Annotated in this window: 19 protein-coding genes and 1 tRNA gene; 11 read left to right on the top strand and 9 right to left on the bottom strand. The window is 71.1% G+C overall.

Annotation, left to right across the window (positions count from 1 at the left end; translation table 11 throughout):
- Positions 1-336: 336 nt before the first annotated feature.
- Positions 337-1,758 (bottom strand): ATP-binding protein, encoded by a 1,422-nt coding sequence (locus AB0D67_RS11275; protein ID WP_362932449.1) that lies wholly within the window; start codon positions 1,756-1,758, stop codon positions 337-339.
- 232 nt (positions 1,759-1,990) lie between these two features.
- On the opposite strand from AB0D67_RS11275, the gene AB0D67_RS11270 reads away from it, so the two are divergent.
- Together AB0D67_RS11270 and AB0D67_RS11265 are read left to right on the top strand one after the other, a co-directional pair.
- On the top strand, positions 1,991-2,896 hold the full coding sequence (locus AB0D67_RS11270; protein WP_362932447.1) for a lytic polysaccharide monooxygenase: 906 nt from the start codon (positions 1,991-1,993) through the stop codon (positions 2,894-2,896).
- A gap of 65 nt (positions 2,897-2,961) precedes the next feature.
- Positions 2,962-3,624: a DUF305 domain-containing protein gene (locus AB0D67_RS11265; RefSeq protein ID WP_362932445.1), complete on the top strand. Its 663-nt coding sequence runs from the start codon at positions 2,962-2,964 to the stop codon at positions 3,622-3,624.
- A 135-nt stretch (positions 3,625-3,759) separates the two neighbouring features.
- On the opposite strand, the gene AB0D67_RS11260 is transcribed toward AB0D67_RS11265, so the two are convergent.
- Positions 3,760-4,278, bottom strand: coding sequence for a shikimate kinase (locus AB0D67_RS11260; protein ID WP_362932443.1), 519 nt, complete (start codon positions 4,276-4,278; stop codon positions 3,760-3,762).
- 74 nt (positions 4,279-4,352) lie between these two features.
- Here AB0D67_RS11260 and AB0D67_RS11255 point away from each other — a divergent pair, with 74 nt between their 5' ends.
- Positions 4,353-4,616, top strand: coding sequence for a DUF6458 family protein (locus tag AB0D67_RS11255; RefSeq protein ID WP_362932441.1), 264 nt, complete (start codon positions 4,353-4,355; stop codon positions 4,614-4,616).
- A 132-nt stretch (positions 4,617-4,748) separates the two neighbouring features.
- The gene (locus AB0D67_RS11250; RefSeq protein WP_362932439.1) at positions 4,749-5,000 is read left to right on the top strand and encodes a DUF4235 domain-containing protein; all 252 of its coding nucleotides are present in this window, start codon (positions 4,749-4,751) and stop codon (positions 4,998-5,000) included.
- Between the two features lie 172 nt (positions 5,001-5,172).
- Here AB0D67_RS11250 and AB0D67_RS11245 read toward each other — a convergent pair whose 3' ends face one another.
- Positions 5,173-6,402: a glycosyltransferase gene (locus AB0D67_RS11245; protein ID WP_362932437.1), complete on the bottom strand. Its 1,230-nt coding sequence runs from the start codon at positions 6,400-6,402 to the stop codon at positions 5,173-5,175.
- Between the two features lie 152 nt (positions 6,403-6,554).
- Between AB0D67_RS11245 and AB0D67_RS11240 the strand changes: the two genes are divergently transcribed.
- Both AB0D67_RS11240 and AB0D67_RS11235 read left to right on the top strand, forming a co-directional pair.
- A complete protein-coding gene (locus AB0D67_RS11240) occupies positions 6,555-6,800 on the top strand; it encodes a BON domain-containing protein (RefSeq protein ID WP_362932435.1) in 246 nt (81 codons plus the stop codon).
- The gene (locus AB0D67_RS11235; protein WP_362932433.1) at positions 6,797-7,510 is read left to right on the top strand and encodes a metallophosphoesterase; all 714 of its coding nucleotides are present in this window, start codon (positions 6,797-6,799) and stop codon (positions 7,508-7,510) included. The genes AB0D67_RS11240 and AB0D67_RS11235 overlap by 4 nt, the downstream gene beginning before the upstream one ends.
- 262 nt (positions 7,511-7,772) lie before the next feature.
- On the opposite strand, the gene AB0D67_RS11230 is transcribed toward AB0D67_RS11235, so the two are convergent.
- Positions 7,773-7,922 carry a GPGG-motif small membrane protein gene (locus AB0D67_RS11230; protein WP_175593845.1) on the bottom strand — a complete coding sequence of 50 codons (150 nt, stop codon included), beginning with the start codon at positions 7,920-7,922 and terminating at the stop codon, positions 7,773-7,775.
- 22 nt (positions 7,923-7,944) lie between these two features.
- Positions 7,945-8,460, bottom strand: a complete 516-nt coding sequence (locus AB0D67_RS11225; RefSeq protein ID WP_362932431.1) for a DUF6328 family protein — start codon at positions 8,458-8,460, stop codon at positions 7,945-7,947.
- Positions 8,461-8,571: 111 nt separating this feature from the next.
- On the opposite strand from AB0D67_RS11225, the gene AB0D67_RS11220 reads away from it, so the two are divergent.
- The gene (locus tag AB0D67_RS11220; protein ID WP_362932429.1) at positions 8,572-9,123 is read left to right on the top strand and encodes a nucleotidyltransferase family protein; all 552 of its coding nucleotides are present in this window, start codon (positions 8,572-8,574) and stop codon (positions 9,121-9,123) included.
- An 85-nt stretch (positions 9,124-9,208) separates the two neighbouring features.
- Here the strand turns inward: AB0D67_RS11220 and AB0D67_RS11215 are convergent, their stop codons facing one another.
- Complete coding sequence (locus AB0D67_RS11215; RefSeq protein WP_362932427.1) at positions 9,209-9,577, bottom strand: PRC-barrel domain containing protein; 369 nt, start codon at positions 9,575-9,577, stop codon at positions 9,209-9,211.
- 328 nt (positions 9,578-9,905) lie between these two features.
- On the opposite strand from AB0D67_RS11215, the gene AB0D67_RS11210 reads away from it, so the two are divergent.
- Positions 9,906-9,979: transfer RNA gene (locus AB0D67_RS11210), tRNA-Lys, on the top strand.
- 119 nt (positions 9,980-10,098) lie between these two features.
- On the opposite strand, the gene AB0D67_RS11205 is transcribed toward AB0D67_RS11210, so the two are convergent.
- Both AB0D67_RS11205 and AB0D67_RS11200 read right to left on the bottom strand, forming a co-directional pair.
- Positions 10,099-10,947, bottom strand: a complete 849-nt coding sequence (locus AB0D67_RS11205; RefSeq protein ID WP_362932425.1) for an NAD(P)H-binding protein — start codon at positions 10,945-10,947, stop codon at positions 10,099-10,101.
- A 104-nt stretch (positions 10,948-11,051) separates the two neighbouring features.
- Positions 11,052-11,609, bottom strand: coding sequence for a dihydrofolate reductase family protein (locus tag AB0D67_RS11200; protein ID WP_362932423.1), 558 nt, complete (start codon positions 11,607-11,609; stop codon positions 11,052-11,054).
- Between the two features lie 284 nt (positions 11,610-11,893).
- Between AB0D67_RS11200 and AB0D67_RS11195 the strand changes: the two genes are divergently transcribed.
- Together AB0D67_RS11195 and AB0D67_RS11190 are read left to right on the top strand one after the other, a co-directional pair.
- On the top strand, positions 11,894-13,348 hold the full coding sequence (locus tag AB0D67_RS11195; RefSeq protein WP_362932421.1) for a cytochrome ubiquinol oxidase subunit I: 1,455 nt from the start codon (positions 11,894-11,896) through the stop codon (positions 13,346-13,348).
- 4 nt (positions 13,349-13,352) lie between these two features.
- Positions 13,353-14,366 carry a cytochrome d ubiquinol oxidase subunit II gene (locus AB0D67_RS11190; protein ID WP_362932419.1) on the top strand — a complete coding sequence of 338 codons (1,014 nt, stop codon included), beginning with the start codon at positions 13,353-13,355 and terminating at the stop codon, positions 14,364-14,366.
- 83 nt (positions 14,367-14,449) lie between these two features.
- Here AB0D67_RS11190 and AB0D67_RS11185 read toward each other — a convergent pair whose 3' ends face one another.
- Positions 14,450-14,815 carry a hypothetical protein gene (locus AB0D67_RS11185; RefSeq protein ID WP_362932417.1) on the bottom strand — a complete coding sequence of 122 codons (366 nt, stop codon included), beginning with the start codon at positions 14,813-14,815 and terminating at the stop codon, positions 14,450-14,452.
- A gap of 414 nt (positions 14,816-15,229) precedes the next feature.
- On the opposite strand from AB0D67_RS11185, the gene AB0D67_RS11180 reads away from it, so the two are divergent.
- Positions 15,230-18,235 (top strand): glycosyl hydrolase, encoded by a 3,006-nt coding sequence (locus AB0D67_RS11180; protein WP_362932415.1) that lies wholly within the window; start codon positions 15,230-15,232, stop codon positions 18,233-18,235.
- The last annotated feature ends 110 nt before the right edge of the window (positions 18,236-18,345 follow it).

Genomic DNA, 18,345 nt, shown 5'->3' with positions numbered 1-18,345 from the left:
TAGAGCAGCTGACTCTTAATCAGCGGGTCCGGGGTTCGAGTCCCTGGCGGCGCACAGACAGCGAAGCCCAGGTCGGTTCTCCGACCTGGGCTTTCGTCTGTGTTCATTGCGACACTTCTCTCATGGCGACGCTGCGCGTCGCGGCTCGGGGTAGTGCTCATGGCGACGCTGCGCGTCGCGGCTCGGGGGCTGGTAACCGGTGTCTTGCAGTTCTCATTGCGACACTTCGTGTCGCGGCTCGGGGGCTCTTACCCGGTGTCTTCCCTCGTCTCTCCGTCGCTGCGCTCCTGCGTTCCTCAGTCCAGACACCGGCGCCCCTCGCTGGTTGAGCGATGATCACGTGTAGAGGTCGTCGAGGGTGACCAGGCGGACGTCGCCCGCTGCTTCGGTGCTGAACCCGGCCCCGGAATAGCACGTCAGAACGGTGTCCCGGGTGTCGAATCCCTTGGCGGTGAGCAGGTCGCGCGCGCGCCGGAGCCGTGCCACGTGCTCGGCCCCCATGACCCGGTCCCATTTGACCTCGCCCAGGGAGAGAATCCGGCGCGGACGTCCGTGGTCGGCGGGCGCCAGCACGGCGACGTCGATCTGGATCTGCGTGCGGTCGGCCGGATCGGGGACCACGCCGCTGCCCACCTCACCGGCTTCGGCGTCGCTGGACAGGGCGTACTCCCGGCAGAGCATCTCGATGTGGGGGCCGACCACCTGCGACAGGAAACGCGCCCGGCTGCCCCGCCAGACCGTCGCCGCTTCTCCGCGTTCCAGGCGGGACCACTCCCTGGCCATGATCGCCTGATAGAAGGTGACGAGCGGTTCGACCACCCTGTAGTAGCTGCGGTTCGGCCTGAAGAGGTCGTGTTCCTTGACCAGGAGATGGCTGTCTTCCAGCACGCGGAGGGGATGGGCGATCTCGTTGGACTTGCGGCCCACGTAGCCGGCGATCCCCCCCGACGTCGTGTTCCCGTCGGCGACGGCCGCCAGGACGGAGTGGTAGAGCGACGGGTCACGGATCTCCGTCCCCTCCGCCAGCAGGTAGCGGGCTTCCCTGAACAGCGGTCCCTCGGCGTTCAGGACGGTTCTGATCACCCAGTCGTCGAAGTCACCGAGACCGGACGGGGCGTCGCCGCGGACGAACTCCCTCCGGTAGGCCGGAGTCCCGCCCACCACCGCGTGGACCAGCGCCGCCAGCCGGGCATCGCCGATACCCCAGAACGCGGCGGCCTGGCGGTGGTCGAAGGGCCTGACGACCATCTCCAGCCCGGCGCGTCCGCGGAGCGGGGCCGTACCGGCCAGCAACCCGCCCATCACCGGCATGGCCGAGCCGCAGAGCAGCATCCGGGCGCTGCTGGAAGCCCCGGAACCGCCGGGGCCCAGCTCCCGCTGGATGATCGAGGGCAGCTCGGGGGACGCCTTGACCAGGTAGGGGAACTCGTCGAACACGACGGGAACCGCCCGGTCGCGGACGACGCCGAAGAGGTGGGGGACGGCGTCGATCCAGTCGCGGAAGGCGGGCACCGGGGCACCGGTGAACTTGATCAGCTCATCCGTGAACAGGCGGAGCGCCACGGCCTCGGTCACTTCCAGCGCGGGAAAGTAGATGCCGCCCATGCTCGCGGCCAGGGCCTGCAGGAGATAACTCTTCCCCTGCCGGCGGCGGCCGCTCACCACGCCGAGCCGGGCTCCCGCGCCCTCTTCGGAGGCGAAGGAGACAAGGCTCGCCCACTCTCGCTCACGGTCGAAGACGTGCTCGGGTTTGCGCATGAGTCGAAGTGTAGTTGACCGAAGTATATTTGACTCAACTGTAGTTGACTGGATTTGTCACCGATTTCTCCGCCGGGCTTGGGCGAGAACGGCCGAGGGGTGTCACCCGGGATCCCCGTCCGGGAAGGGGATGGCGGAGCGGCACTAATTGTTAGTAAGGTTTACTTTTAATAACGTGCTATCCGTCGGCCGTTGGACATGTCCGCCTCCATTCCCCGAAGGAGGAGTCCACGTGCTCCTGCGACACAAGGCGGCGGCCGGCGCCGCCGCGCTCACCATGACGTCACTGGTCGTCCTGCTGCCCTCCGCCCCCGCGGCCGCCCACGGCTCCATGTCGAACCCGCCCAGCCGTGCCTACGTCTGCCATCTGGAGGGCCCGGAGACGCCGAAGTCGGACGCCTGCAAGGCCGCCGTCGCCGCCGGCGGCACCCAGGCGTTCTACGACTGGCACGAGGTCTCGCGGCTGGAGGCCGGGGGCAACCACCGCGCGATCATCCCGGACGGAAAGCTGTGCAGCGCCGGGCGCGACAAGTACCGGGGCCTGGACCTGGCCCGGGCCGACTGGCCCGCCACGCGCGTCTCCCCGGGCCCGCTGACGATCACCTACCACGCGACCGCGCCGCACGCGAACAGCAACTTCGAGTTCTACATCACCAAGCAGAGCTGGAACCCGACGCAGCCACTGCGCTGGTCGGACCTGGAGCCCATCAAGACCTTCACCAACCAGAACCCGACCACGTTCACCAACTGGACCATCAACCTCCCGCAGCGGACCGGCCGTCAGCTCGTCTACTCGATCTGGCAGCGGGTGGTCGGCAGCACGGAGGCGTTCTATACCTGCTCCGACGTGGACTTCGGCGGGGGCACCGCCCCCACCCCGACGCCCACCCCGACCCCGACTGTGACCCCCACCGCGACCCCGACTGTGACCCCCACCGCGACCCCGACGGCGACGCCCACCGCGACCCCGACGGCGACCGCCACACCGCAGCCGGGTGACGCGTGGAAGGCGAACACCGCCTACGCGGCGGGCGCGCGCGTCACCTACGGCGGCCTGACCTACCGGTGCCTGCAGGCGCACACCTCCCTGCCGGGCTGGGAGCCGCCGAACGTCCCCTCGCTCTGGGCGCGAGCCTGATCCGCCGGCGGTCCGGGGCGTCACGTCGTCCCGGACCGCCGTAGCCTTCGCCGAGGAGGTCTTCCGTGAAGCGCATCGTCAGGGCCGTGCCGGGCCCCGTCCTGTGTGCCGTCCTGCTCGCCGGGTGCGGCACCGACGCCCATGAGTTCTACGGCACCGGCCCGGGTCACGGGGCGCACGGCGGGGGGAGCGCCGCCGCGTCCGCCCCCGCCGCTCAGCCGGACGCCCCGGCCGCTCAGCCGGACGCCCCGGCGACCGCCCCGCCCGGCGGCGTCAACGCCGCCGACGTGATGTTCCTGCAGATGATGGGCCCGCACAACGGCCAGGGCGTACGGCTGGCACGGCTCGCCCGCGACCGGTCGGCCCGTCCGGAGGTCAGGACCCTGGCGGCGGCCATCGCCACCACCCAGGAGGCGGAGGCCGCGACGATGACCGGCTGGCTGAGAGGCTGGGGGCGGCCCCTGACCGCCGACCCCGGTGAGCACGCCGCCCACGGCGGCATGCCGGGACTGACCGAGACGGAGATCGGTTCCGTCGCGGACGCGCCGCCCGCCGAGTTCGAGCGCAGGTTCCTCAACATGGTGATCGCCCAGCAGGACGACGCGGTCCAGCTGGCCAGGCTGGAGGCGGCGACCGGGGTGAACCCCGAGGTGCGGGCGCTGGCGGGGCGGATCGAGGCGTCCCGCGCGGCGCAGATCCGGCGGATGCTGGCGCTGCTCGGCCGGTGACCGCCTGCCGTCGCACCCGTGACCGGACGGCCCGACACCGATCCGGCCGTGCGGCCCGGGCCGTCCGGGACCGGTGGAGCCGCCGGCTCCGTGCCGGGTCAGCGGTTTCCGGGCGAGCCGGGCACCCGGGCCGGGTCAGCGGTTTCCGAGTGAGCCGAGCACCCGGGCGGCGACCTCCTCGGCGGTGAGCGCCGAGACGTCGAACGTCAGGTCCGCGACCTCGGCGAACAGCGGCCCCCGGACCGCGCGCTGCCTGGTGAGCATGGCCGGGAGATCCGGCTCGAAGTGCGGGCGGTGCCCGCTCGACAGCATCCGCTCAGCGAGTACGGCGGGCGGGGCGTCCAGCCAGACCACCAGCGCCGGGGCCAGCACCCGGCGGCAGGCGGGGTTCTCCACCACGCTGGCCGCGGCGGCGACCACCACCGGAGGCCGTTCGGCGAGGGCCTCGCGAAGGTGCAGGGCCTCCCGCTCGTGGAGCACGTCCGCGCCCTCCCGGGCGGCGGTCTCGGCCGCCGTCGCTCCGCCGTACCGGGCGGCCAGGTCGGGATCGCTGTCGCGCAGCGGCCGGTCCAGCTCGCGGGCCAGGATCCGGGCGACGGACGACTTGCCCGCGCCCATCAGGCCCGTGACGACGATCGGAGGGCTGAATTTCACGCGTACTCCCGTGGGGATGTTTGAGATCCGTGGGTGGGATAGAGATGGGACGTTGGCTCGAAGGAGGTAATCCCATGACCATCGCAGGCGGCATCATCCTCATAATGCTCGGGGCGATTCTCACCTGGGCGGTCGAGTTCGACATCGCCGGGTTCGACATCAACGTCGTCGGCGTGATCCTGATGCTCGGCGGTCTCGTGTGGCTGCTGTTCGCGCTCTACCGGCTTCGCGCCGCGCGTCGCGTCGTGCAGGCGCCCACCACCACGGTGATCGAGGACCCGGTGACCCAGCGCCGCGTCTACGAGGAGCGTCGCTACGACGACCCGCCGGTGGTGTGACCCCGGGTGGTCCCGGGTGGTTCCGGGCGGGGAAGACGTCCTTCCGCCGTCCGTTCCCCCCGGTGCGCGCCGTTAACGGCGGCTCCCGCCGGGTAGACGCGGCTCCATAGGACCTGAACGGAGGACGCGAAGTTGAGCAAGATCGTATCCAAGGGCACCGGAGCGGTGACCGGCATGGTCGGCGGCGTCGTCGCCGGAGCCATCTTCAAGCAGGTCTGGAAGTTCGCCTCAGGCAAGGACGAGGCTCCGGACCCGACCTCCGACCAGTATGCCTGGAAGGAGATCCTGGTCGCGGCGGCCATCCAGGGTGCGATCTTCGGTGTGGTCAAGGCCGTCCTCGACCGGACCACCACCGGAAAGATCCATCGAGCCACCGGCCGCTGATCCTCGCGGGAGCGCCCCGGCCGCACCGGACCACCGGTGCGGCCGGGGCGTTTCCGTGTTCCCCGTGAACGTCGGGCGGTTTCCGCGCTCCCGGGCTCCTTCCGGCCGTCGGCCGCCGGAGCCCCGGAAGCCGCCCGCGGCCGTCGGGCGGCTTCCGCGGTCCCCGCGGCCGTCAGGCGGCTCCGGTGCCCCGGAACGTGCCCGCGGTCCTCCTGCTGCGGCCCCGCGAGGCGAGCACCTCGGCGTAGACCGCGAGGGTACGGCCCGCCACCTCGTCCCAGCCGTAACCGGACCTCGCCCGCTCGGCCGCGGCGGCGCCGTACGCGTCGAGCCGGGCCGGGTGGGCGAGCAGCTCGCGCAGGGCCCGGCCGAGCGCGACCGGGTCACGCGGCGGGACCAGCAGGCCGGTGACACCGGGGACGACCGTGTCGAGATGCCCGCCCACCGCCGAGGCGACCACCGGCGTCCCGCAGGCCATGGCCTCCAGCGGCACCATCCCGAAGGGCTCGTACCAGGGGACGCTGACCACCGCGTCCGCCGCGCGCATCAGCGCCGGGACGTCCTCGCGGGTCACCCGGCCGATGAACCGGACGCGGTCCGCCACGCCGTACATGCGGGCGATCCGCGCCAGGCGGGCCGGCTCCGGCTCCCCGGAGGAGCCGCCGGCGACGACGAGGGTGGCGTCCGGGACCTGCCGCAGCGCCCGGATCGTGGTCTCCACCCCCTTGCGCGGCACGGGCCGTCCGATGGCCAGCAGAACCGGCCCGGAGGCGAGGGGGCCGAGGTCCGCCCCGGGACCGTCCGGGGTGAACGCGGTCAGGTCGACGCCGCAGGGGACCACCCGCACGGCCCGCTCGGGCGTCCGCATCCGGGCCAGCTCGGCGACCTCGTCGGCGCAGGTGGCGATCACGGCGTCCGCCTGACGGGCGACGAGCGTCTCGGCGCCCACCCGCTCGCGCGGGCTGGTGTCGCCCTTCCCCTGGTGGCGTCGCTTGACCGTGCCGAGGGCGTGGAAGGTGTGCACGATCGGCACCGCGGTGTCCCGCGCGGCGGCCAGCGAGGCCAGCCCGCTCATCCAGAAGTGGCTGTGCGCGACGTCCGGAGGGGCCGCGTCCCAGCGCAGGGCCAGCCATCGGCCGAAGTCGGGCATCCAGGCCAGCAGGTCATCCTTGGGCAGGGTCACCGCCGGACCGGCCGGTACGTGGACCACGGTGACGCCGGGGGCGAAGGCCACCTCGGCGGGCTGGAAGGGACACTCCCGGCGGGTGTAGACGGTGACGTCGTGCCCCCGCTCGGCGAGCGCGCGGGAGAGGGCGGCGACGTGGACGTTCTGGCCTCCGGCGTCGGCGCCGCCGACGGTCGCCAGAGGGCTGGAGTGTTCGGACACCATTGCGATCTTCATGGGCACGGCTCCGCGGCGGTGAAACGCGACAGGAACGTGCCTGCGTCCTAGGCATCCAATCGGAGGTAATTCCCTGGCCATGGGCTCTTTAAACGCGTTTGACCTCGGCGTTCTCGGGAAAGCGAGCGTTTTGGACGAAAGGAGTTCAGGCGATGGAGGCTCCGCAGTACGTCGCCGCGCGCGTGCAGAGCGCGCTGGCGGAGGACGAGAGGACCCACGAGCTGGGCATCCGCGTGGTCGTCCGGGGTGATCAGCTCTTCCTGCACGGTCAGGTCTCCTGCGACGAGCGCCGCGGGCTGATCGCCGACGTGGCCGGCGAGGCGGCTCCCGGGCTGACGGTTCGCAACGAGATCGCCGTCATGGACGTCAGGGGACCGGGGGAGAGGGAGGAGCTGTGAGAGAGCTGCGGATCGCGGCTGTCGGGGACGTGCACCTGGACGAGAGCATGCGGGGGCGCTACCGCGAGAGGCTGGGCGACCTCGCCGACCACGCCGACGTGCTGCTCCTGGCCGGTGACCTCACCCGGCACGGCACGATCGAGGAGGCGCGGGTGGTCGCCGACGAGTTCCGCGACCTACCGGTCCCGGTGGTCGCCGTACTCGGCAACCACGACCACCACTCCGACGTCCCCGCGGAGATCGCGGCCCTGCTGAAGAGCGTCGGGATCACCGTCCTGCACGACGACTCGGTCGTGCTCGACATCGACGGGGTACGGCTCGGCGTGGTCGGCGGCAAGGGCTTCGGCGGGGGGTACGCGGGCAAGTGCGCCAGCGACTTCGGCGAGCCCGAGATCAAGGCGTTCGTCGGGCACACCAAGCGGATCGCGGAGCGCTGGCGGGTGGCGCTCAAGGAGCTCCAGGCCGACCGCAAGGTGGTGCTGTCGCACTACTCCCCGGTCAAGGACACCCTTGAGGGCGAACCCCTGGAGATCTACCCCTTCCTCGGCAGCTACCTGCTCGCCGAGGCGGTGGACGGGGAGGGCGCCGATCTGATCATCCACGGCCACGCGCACGCGGGCACGGAGAAGGGGGAGACGCCCGGCGGCGTCCGGGTTCGCAACGTGGCGCTGCCGGTGCTGAAACGCGCCTACGGGCTGTACTGCCTCTGAGGCGGTGGACGGCGGCGGGCCGTACGGCCCCTGAGGCGAGTCGTACGGCCCCCGGGAAAGGATCCCTCTCCGGAAAGCCGCGGGCCGTACGGCCTCCGGGAGGAGGGCCGCCGGGGAAGAAGGCCGCAGGGGAAGAAGGCGGGGAGAGAAGCCGGGAAAAGAAGAAGCGGGCCGGGTGAGAACCCGGCCCGCTGAGGCTTCTGTTACGAATTCGGGGCGACTTCGTGTTCGGTTGTTCGGTACGCGGGCTCATTCGCCCGCATCAGACATTGAAGATGCTCACGCCCCCGGGGCCGACCAGGAAACCGAGGACGATGAGGACGATCCCCCAGAGGAGGTCGCGACGGGCCAGGATGACGTAGATCCCGGCGATGACGAGAACGACTGCGATGATCCAGAGCAAGGTAGCCATGACAATGCACTGCCCCCATGTCTCAAGGCTTAACATCCTTGCCGCGATGAAGGTCGACGATGGGCTGGAGGATCCACAGCCACGCGCTGGACAGGGCGATCGCACCGCCGAACAGCGCGGCCGGCCAGGCGTTGATGACGGTCTCCGCGACCAGCGCCACCGAGGCGGTCATCGCGATCGCGAGCCCGACGGCCCCGGCGATGCCGAGTTCGTTGGCCCGGTGCAGCATCCTCTCCTTCAGCCCGGTCCGGAACAGCAGGCGGTGCTGGGCGGCGGGGGTGATGAAGCAGACGGAGGCGAGGGCGGCGCTCAGCAGCGCGATGAAGAACAGCCAGCGGCCCACCGAGTCCACCTTGTGGAAGCCGCTGGCGAACGGCAGGGTCAGCAGAAAGGCGAACAGCACTTGGACGCCCGTGACGGCGACCCGGAGTCCCTGCAACAGTTCCCCGAGTTCGCGGTCGACCCGTTCCTTGTGGCTCTCTCCCGGCCTGGCGTCATCCTCGATCGGCTCTTTTTCGGCAAATTCCGGCTGAATCATGACATTCCAATGCCCTGGTAAAGGATTGCCATGCCTACCTGCGGAGACACGGGGTAAGCGAGTCCCATGGGAAGTCACAGCCATGAGGTAACGGATTCGATCCTGGAGACGTTGAAGCGGGCGAGCACGGCGCTGAAGGACGCGAAGGTCAGGTTCGCGCTCGCCGGCGGGTGTGCCGCCTACGCCCGCGGGGCCGCGCCCTCGCTGCACGACGTCGACTTCGTCCTGCCGCAGGAGGACGTGCCGACGGCCCTGGAAGCGCTGCGCGAGCTGGGCTTCGAGACGGCCAGACCCCCGGAGGACTGGCTGGTCAAGGCGTACGACGAAGGCAGGCTGGTAGATCTGATCTTCAACATCTGCGGCAACCCGGTCACCCCGGAGCTGCTTGAGCGGTCCGAACAGATGAAGGCATCGGCCGTCATCGTGCCGGTCCTGGAGGCGACCGATCTGGTGATCTCCTGGCTCCTGCCGCTGTCGGAGCACAGTTGTGACTATGGTTCGCTCCTGCCGCAGGTCAGGGCATTGCGTGAGCAGGTCGACTGGAACCGCGTGGCGTCGGTCGCCCAGGTCTCGCCGTACGCCTCCACCTTCCTGACCCTGCTGGAGCGGCTGGGGGTGATCTCCGGCCCCGTCGAGGCCGCGGGTGATCCCTCGTGGCCCTGAACCCCCCGACGCGAACCTCCGTACACACGAGAAGGGGCCCCGCCTGACAGGCGGGGCCCCTTCTCGTGCGTATCGCCGTGGCCGGTCAGAAGGTGCCCGGTCCGTCGTAGGGGAAGCGGCCGTAGTAGTCGCCCACCGTCTGGCGGTAGGCCGGCTCCTTGAAGGCCCCCTCGTCGAACTCGGGAGCGTTCTTGATCTCTTCCTTGGTGCGGGCCAGGTAGACCCTGCGCTCCTGCGGGTCGATCCTGGTCACCGTGCTCGCCGGAAGCATGACCTTCTTGCCGAAGATCCACGGGCCGGTGTCGACGACGATGTAGCTCTCGCCGACCTCGTAGGTCGCCTCGTCAACGGAACCGATCTTCCCGTCGGTCGCCTCGACGTGGTAACCCGCGAGATCCAGGGTCTTGTCGTCACCATGGACGTCGGAACGGTAGTTCCAGAGATCAGGCTGCATGGTGTCTGTCTCCTTCGGTTCGGTTCTCCGGACTCCACCCTGCTACCCCGGAAACGAGACCTAAACGAGACCCGGCGGCGTCTGGGGGAACCGGGGGAACGGCTTGCCCCGGCCGGGAGAAAGGATCATCGGCGTCGACCAGGGGATGGGCGTACGGCGACGCGGGCATGCCGATCGATGCCGGGCGGCGAAATATCTCCTCGGAGTGAGGGGGCGCTTACCGGCGCGGGGCCGGGGCGTGCGGCTCCTCCGAACCGGCGGCGGCGGACGGGGTGGGTCATTTCGGGTACGGACCACTGCCGCGGGTCCGGTAGTCTTGTCGAGTCGGGCGCCGCTAGCTCAGTTGGTTAGAGCAGCTGACTCTTAATCAGCGGGTCCGGGGTTCGAGTCCCTGGCGGCGCACGGAAGGAAAGCCCAGGTCGGCATCGCCGACCTGGGCTTTCTTCGTCATTTCCGGCTCTCGCGGTCAGCGGCTCCTCGCCGTTCCCGGCCCTGCGTCGCCGGTGCCGCGGGGAACGGCGTCAGCGGAAGTCGTCGGCGTGGTCGATCGCCCACCGGAGGAACGGCGTCGCCGGAACCCCGGTGACCTTCTCGAACGTGGCGGTGGTCGTCTCCGGTGACGTCACCATGGCGCCGTGGGCGGCGACGATGCCCTCGGCCATGGCGGCCGGCATGCCGCCCGCGACGAGGTCCCGGAGCGTGTTCTCCGGGGGGACCTCCTCCCAGCGCACCGGGCGGCCGATCGCCTCCCCGATGGCCGCGACCTGCTCGGCCTGGGTCAGGGTCTCCGGCCCGGTCAGCTCGTAGGCCGCCCCGGCGTGGCCGTCCCCGGTCAGCGCGAGCACCCCGACGGTCGCGATGTCCCGCTCATGGATCAGCGCCCGTCCCGCCGCCCCGTGGGACCTGCGGACCACACCCGTGGCGCGGATCTCCGGAGCCCACAGCAGGGTGTTCACCGCGAACCCGCCGGGACGCAGGAACGTCCACTCCACGCCGGTCCCCCTGATCAGGCGCTCCAGGTAGGAGTGGGAGCCCAGGATCGAGCCCGGCGCGCGCTCCAGGTCGTCGGACACGCCCCGCGCCGAGACGTAGACCACACGGCGCGCCCGCCCGGCGATCTTCTCCACGGCCGCCTCGGCGGCGTGGTCGGCCGCCAGCGTGGGCCAGAGCAGGAACACCGCCTCCACCCCGTCCAGCGCGGCGTCCAGGGAGGCGGGGTCGGCCAGATCGCCCCGCACCGCCTCGGCGCCGTCCGGCAGGGCCGCCCCGGCGGGATCGCGGGTCAGCGCGCGTACGGCGACGCCCCTGTCGAGCAGCTGGGACACGACGTGCCCGCCGACGTTGCCGGTCGCCCCGGTTACCAGAATCATGGAAGAACTCTTTTCTCGGTGGAAGTGCCGAGATCAGCCTGCAACCTCGACCAAAGTCGAGGTCAATCCGGCGGAGCCGGGGCGGCGGGTCCGTCGTGCGGCGGTCAGGTCGTGGGGGAGGGGTCCTGCGGGGCGTAGGAGAGGACGATGACGCCCGAGTCGAACCTCAGCGTGTCGAGGAGCCTCAGCCGGGCGTCGGTGCCCTCCCGGAACAGGCGGCTTCCTCTGCCCAGGATCCGCGGGTGGACCCAGATCCGGTACTCGTCGAGGAGGCCGTGCTCCATCAGCGTGTCGGTGAGCCGGCCGCAGCCGTAGATCAGCATCTGCCGCCCGGGACGCCGCTTCAGCTCGGCCACCGTCTCGGCGACCTCGTCGCCCGGGATGACCGAGGTGTTGTGCCACTCGTCGGCCTTGTCCAGCGTCGAGGACACCACGTACTTGGGCATGTCGTTCATCCGGTCGGCGAACTCCCCGGTCCTGCCGGGCCAGGCCAGCGCGAACCCCTCGTAGGTCACGCGGCCCATCAGGAGCGCGTCGCTCGCGAAGAGCTGGTCGTGGGAGTAGGCGGCGGCCTCGTCCGTCCAGTACTTGAGCGACCAGAGGTGCGGGTCGTCGATGAAGCCGTCCAGCGTCGTGTAGACCGACGCGATGACCTTTCTCATCCTGCTCTCTCTTCCGTAGGGGCCTCCGCCGGAGGCGGTGTGCCGTACAGGTCCGCTACACCCGGCGGTTCATGACTTTCTGCCATGCAAACACTACGGAAAGTGACCGCCGCATGGTGGCTCCAACGCGGCTTCGTATCGTTTGCCGCTGGGCGAGCGGGGGGAGGCAGGTGTGGGTGAGGGGCCCATGGGGGCATGGAGGCCCACGTGACCTGGGAGAACGCCATGGAGACCAGGGAGCGCGCGAGGAGCGGCGGGGCCGCCGTGCGGGGGGAGGGGGCGCGGTGTCCGGGACACCCGGGGTGACCGTCCTCGTCGGCCTCGCCGTACCGGCGCTGACCGCGGCGGCCGGCCCCGCGAGCCCGGCCGACCTGGTCGCCGCGCGCACACAGATGGCCTTCTCGCTGGGCTGGCACATCGTGCTCGCCTGTCTCGGGGTGGGGATGCCCGCGCTGCTGCTGTTCACCGAGTGGCGGGCCCTGCGCACCGGTGACGACGACCACCTGCGGCTGGTCCGCCGCTGGGCCAAGGCGGTGGGCGTGCTGTTCGCCGTCGGAGCGGTCTCCGGGACGATTCTCAGCTTCGAGATGGGGCTGCTGTGGCCGGGCCTGATGGGCGTCTACGGGGAGGTGATCGGCCTTCCCTTCGCACTGGAGGGCAACGCCTTCTTCCTGGAGGCCATCTTCATCGGCGTCTACCTCTACGGTTGGGGCCGGCTGTCGCCCCGGCTCCACCTGCTGAGCGGGGTGCCCGTGCTGGTCGCCGGGGTGGCCTCGGCGTTCTTCGTGGTGACCGCCAACGCCTGGATGAACCAGCCGGTCGGCTTCACCCTGGAGGGCGGCCGGATCCGCGACGTCGACCCCTGGCGCGCGATGATGAACCCGGCCACGCCGCCGCAGACGCTGCACATGATCGTGGCGGCGTTCATGGTGACCGGTTTCGCGGTCGCCTCCGTCTACGCCGTGGCGCTGCTGCGCGGGCGGCGCGACCGCTACCACCGCCTCGGCTTCGCCATCCCCTTCGCGCTCGGCGCCGTCTTCGCCCCGATCCAGATCGTGGCGGGCGACTACGCGGCCCGGTTCCTGGCCGAGTACCAGCCCGTCAAGCTCGCCGCGATGGAGGGTCTCTTCCAGACCCGCTCGCATGCCCCGCTGAGTCTCGGCGGCATCGAGTCCGGCGGCGCGTTGCACTACGCGGTCGAGATCCCCAGCGGCCTGTCCCTGCTGGTCGGTGACAGCCCGGGCACGGTGGTCCGCGGCCTCGACGTGGTCCCGGCGGCCGACCGGCCCCCGGTCAACCCGGTCCACCTGGCCTTCGACGCGATGGTGGGGATCGGGTTCTTCCTGCTCCTGCTGTCGGTGTGGTTCGCCGTGGCCTGGTGGCGCCGGCGCGACCTGCCGCGTTCCCCGTGGTTCCTGCGCCTGGCCGCGCTCTCCGGGGTGGCCGCCGTGGTCGCGGTGGAGGCCGGCTGGATCGTGACCGAGGTCGGCCGCCAGCCCTGGGTGGTGTACGGCAGGCTCCGCACCGCCGACGCCGTCAATCCGGTGCCGGGGCTGTGGGCGGGATTCGCGGCCGTCCTGCTGGTCTACGCGGTCCTCACCGTCGCCACCGTCTACGTGCTGCGGCGCATGGCGCGCGACTCCGGGGCGCCGGAGACCGCGGGAAAGGGGGTGCACGCCCCCCAGGAGCCGGAGGAGCCCGCCCAGGGCGCGACGCCCGTGGCCGGGGACCGGGGGTGACCCGGTGGACCTGGTGCAGGCGACGCTGGTGGTGCTGTGGGTCGGTGTGACGCTGTACGCGCTGCTCGCCGGGGCCGACTTCGGCGGCGGAGTCCTCGACCTGCTGGCCGGACGCGCCACGACGGGCATGCCGCAGCGCAGACTCATCGAGCACACGATCGGGCCGGTGTGGGAGGCCAACCACGTCTGGTTGATCTTCGTTCTCGTCGTGCTCTGGACCGCCTTCCCCGCCACGTTCGCCGCGGTGATGTCCACCCTGTACATCCCGCTGACGCTCGTGGCGCTCGGCATCATCGCCAGGGGCGCCGCGTTCGCCTTCCGTAAGGCCAGCACCGAGCCGTGGCAGCAGCGCCTGTTCGGTGCGGCCTTCGCGATCTCCTCGCTCCTGACGCCCTTCTTCCTCGGCGTGGTCGCCGGGGGGATCGCCTCCGGGCGCGTCCCGCCGGGACTGGGGGCCGGGAACATCGTGACGAGCTGGGTGAATCCCACCTCGATGCTGGGCGGCGTCCTCGCGGTCGGCGTCTGCGTCTACCTCGCCGCCGTGTACCTGTGCGACGATGCGCGGCGAGCCGGGCTGCCGGACCTGGCCGAGGGGTTCCGGCGCCGGGCGCTGGTGACGGGCCTCGTCGTGGGCGCCGTCGCGCTGGCCGGCGTCGCCGTGCTGCGCTGGGACGCGCCCCGGCTGTTCGACGGGCTCATCCATCGGGCGCTGCCGCTGGTGGTGGGCAGCGCCGTGCTCGGCCTGGTCTCCCTGGTCCTGCTGTGGCGCAGGCGTTTCCTGCTCGTCCGGGTCACCGCCGCGCTGGCCGTCACGGCGGTGCTGTGGGGGTGGCCGGTCGCGCAGTATCCCGCGATGCTGCCGCCCGGCCTGACCGTCTACCAGGCCGCCGCCACCCGGTCGGTGCTCGGCGCCACGCTCCTCGTGCTCGCCGTGGGCGCGTTGCTGGTCCTGCCGTCCATGGCGTGGCTGCTGCTGTTGCAGCGGCGCTCGCCGTACGACACCGGATCCCACGGCTGACCCGCCCCGAAGCGGTGCCGCCCGGACCCGGACAGGGCTCTGGCCAGACCCGGGGGAGGTCCGGCCAGAGTGGAGGAGGCGGGTCAGCTGACGTTGGCGCAGATCGCGTAGACGCTGATGCCGACGTCGCCGTAGCGGTTCTGCCGGCCGAGGCCGATCCAGCCGGTGCCGTCGTCGGTCGGGAAGGAGCCGACGAGGATCGCGTCCGCGCCCTGCGCCTCGGCGCCGCCGCCGACCGCCCGCTTGCCGTCGGGGCACCGGACCACGCGGCGGGTGAAGTTGGGGACGTTGGCGTTGGGGAGCTTGACGATCTGGTAGCCGGTGAAGTCGGCCGCCGAACTGGCGGCGGTGTCGACGGTGGCGGTGGCCGGGGAGGCCGCCGCCGCTGCCAGTCCCGCACAGCCGGTGACGGTCGCGAGGGCGATGGCCATGAGTTTTCCGTGCCGCATGATTCCTCCTGAAGCAGGGGGTGCCGGAGTGAACACACACAGTAAACGAACAATCACTCTTCGTGTCCAGTCATGGTTCTGTGGCCCATCCGCCAGTTGCGGCGCGCGGATCCGCGCTCTCCGCGCCGACGCGGGATGAGGGTGCCGCCCGGCCTGCCTGGCGTTATCGGGAGAGCGCTCTCAAGATGTCGGACGGCTGTTCGTGTCACCGGTCAGGCGACCTGTCAGTTTCCCGGCGCGCGGATGAAGGAGTCCCCGTCAGCGATTAGCTCGGTCAGAGGGGCGAAGAAAATTCATTCCGGGGTAATCGCGGCGAAATATTGACGAGGGCCGGACGGCTGACTAACTTCCGCTGTGAGAGCGCTCTCTCAGCCGCACCACTCCAGATCCGACCCCTCCCCTGGAGGCACCCCCATGGATCAACCGACCCATGCCGCGAAGCCGGCCACGTCCCGTCCCCCTCGAAGAGGTCCCGCCCGCCGACGGGCCCTGGCCACGCTCACGGCCGTCACGCTGCTGGCCGGCGTGTTCGGCCTCGGCGCCGGGCTCGGCGCGGCGCGTCCCGCCGAGGCGGCCACCGTGGGCGCCGGCGGCTACGCCGACACGCTGCCCGCCGGCCGTCCCCTGCCGACCGGCTGCGCCGACCTCTCCACCAACCCGCGCCGCTGGGTGACCGCCAACGCCCCCAAGGGGGCCGTCCCCACCAACGACTGGTGGTCCTCGATCCTCTTCAAGCGGGACGACTGCTCCTACGGCACCCCCCTGCACGCCCACCCGGCCTCCTACGACACCTTCGCCGACGGCCTCGGCTTCTCCTACAGCTCCAAGCCGACGGGGATCACCGGCACGCCGACCGGGGTCGGTGAGTACAAGTACGCCTACAGCGAGGACATCCGGGTCGGCGTCACAGGGATGAGCTCCCCCGACGTCAAGGTGGACGGCTGGAGCGACTGGACCGTCACGCCGTACTGGAGCGACGGAACCCGGACGATGAAGGCGACCATCGGCCACGGCCTGCCGTTCACCTACTTCCAGGTCACCGGCGGCGACGCGCGGATCAACGGCACCGCCGGCGCCCCCACGGTCTGGTCGAACAACGGCTCCATGATCGGGTTCACCGTGGGCGGCAGCGACTACGTCGCCTACGCCCCCGACGGCGCGACCTGGACCGTCAACGGCGCGGCGATCACCTCCTCCCTCGCCGGCAAGGGCTTCTTCTCGGTGGCGGTGCTGCCCGACGTCCAGGACAAGGCGGCGCTCGCCGCCACCTACGCCCGGTACGCGCACGCGCACGTCACCGGAACCCGCGTCTCCTACGCGTACGACCCGTCGAACGGCACGGTCAGCACGACGTACGGCTTCACCACCACGGCCAGGCAGGGCACGGAGAAGGGCACCGTCATCGCCCTGTACCCGCACCAGTGGAACCACCTGACCGGCTCGACCCCGCTCACCCCCACGTACGCCTCGGCGCGCGGCCCGATGAAGATCATCACCGGGACGGGGTTCAGGACGACGATGACCTACACCGGCGTGCTGCCCGAGGTGCCCGCGGTCGCCGACGGTTCGGGCGCCGACCTCACCGCGATCACCGGGTACCTCAACGCCGAGCTCGGCGACCCGATGATGATCCGGGGCGACGACACCTACTGGACCGGCAAGGGCCTGGGCCGCGCCGCCCGGATCGCGGAGATCGCCGACCAGCTCGGCCTCACCTCGGTCCGCGACACGGCGCTGACCGCCATCCGCACCCGCATGGAGGACTGGTTCACCGCCACCGCGGGCAAGACCTCGCGCGTCTTCTACTACGACCGCAACTGGGGCACGCTGATCGGCTACCCCGCCTCCTACGGCTCCGACCAGGAGCTCAACGACCACCACTTCCACTACGGCTACTACATCGCCGCCGCGGCGACCCTCGCCAAGTTCCAGCCGGACTGGGCGAAGAAGAGCCGGTACGGAGGCATGGTGGACCTGCTGATCCGCGACGCCAACAACTACGACCGCGGTGACGAGCGCTTCCCCTACCTGCGTGACTTCGACATCTACGCCGGCCACGACTGGGCGTCGGGCCACGGGGCGTTCGTCGCGGGCAACAACCAGGAGTCCTCGTCCGAGGGCATGAACTTCGCCAACGCCCTCATCCAGTGGGGCCAGGCCACCGGCGACACCGCCGTCCGCGACGCGGGCGTCTACATCTACACGACCCAGGCGGAGGCGATCAAGGAGTACTGGTTCGACACCCGCGACCAGAACTTCCCCAAGGAATTCGGGCACGGCGCCGTCGGCATGGTCTGGGGTGACGGCGGCGCCTACGCCACCTGGTTCAGCCCCGAGCCGGAGATGATCCAGGGTATCAACATGCTCCCGGTCACCGGCGGCCACTTCTACCTCGGCGACGACCCGGGCTACGTGCGCCGCAACTACGACGAGGTGGTCAGGAACAACGGGGGAGAACCCACGGTGTGGCAGGACATCCTGTGGGAGTACCTCGCACTCGGCGACGGCGACACCGCGCTGGCCAAGCTCCGCGCGGCGCCCGGCTACACCCCCGAGGAGGGCGAGAGCAGGGCGCACACCTTCCACTGGATCCGCAACCTCGCGGCGCTCGGCACGGTGGACGCCACCATCGTCGCCGACCACCCGCTGGCCAAGGTGTTCAGCAAGAACGGCGCCCGCACCTACGTGGCGTCCAACATCACCGGCACCGACATGACGGTGACCTTCTCCAACGGCACCCGGCTCACCGTGCCGGCGGGCAGGACGGTCGCCTCGGGCGCCCGGAACTGGAGCGGCGGCGACGCGGACGGCGGCGTCACCCCGACCGCCACCCCGACGGCCACCGTGACCCCGACGATCACCCCGACGGCGACCGTCACCCCGACCATCACCCCGACGGCCACCATCACCCCGACTCCGACTCCGACCCCGACGGTGACGGTCTCCCCCTTCACCGCGACCCGGTACCCGCAGGCGGACGGGACGCTCCCGGGCGCCAAGGGCGCGGCGGGCGCCGTCACGATCGCCTCGGCCGGCGGCGTCAACCACGACGGCGCCCCGGCGAACGCGCGGGTCTTCACCGCGACCGGCCTGACCGCCGCCTACAACGGCGGCACGACCGCCTTCGACCTGTCCGTGGACGCCGGGACCACGGTCGGCAACGGCACCCAGCTCAGGATCTCCTACGACCTCACCGGGAACGGGACCTGGGACAGGGTGGAGACCTACCGCTACTTCGCCACCGACCCGCTGGCCGGGTGGGAGCACTACACCCAGGCGGCAGGGCTGCTGTCGTCGTCCGGGGCGTACGGCGACCTCGCCGGCGGCACGGTGAAGGTCGAGGTCTGGAACGCCATCGGCAACGGCGCCACCACCCTCGGCGCGGGCGACACGTCGCCGGTGCGGCTGCCGTTCGGCTGATCCGCCGCGACACCGGCGGCCGGCCGTACCCCTGGGCGGGGTGACGGCGCGGCGCGGCCAGGTGGAAGATGAGACGGCCGGGGCCACGATGGCCCCGGCCGTCTCGTGTG

Source organism: Streptosporangium sp. NPDC048047 (genome assembly GCF_040653115.1).
Taxonomy (GTDB): domain Bacteria; phylum Actinomycetota; class Actinomycetes; order Streptosporangiales; family Streptosporangiaceae; genus Streptosporangium.
Note: the sequence above shows the minus strand (reverse complement) of the source record. Positions and strands in the feature narration are given on the sequence as shown.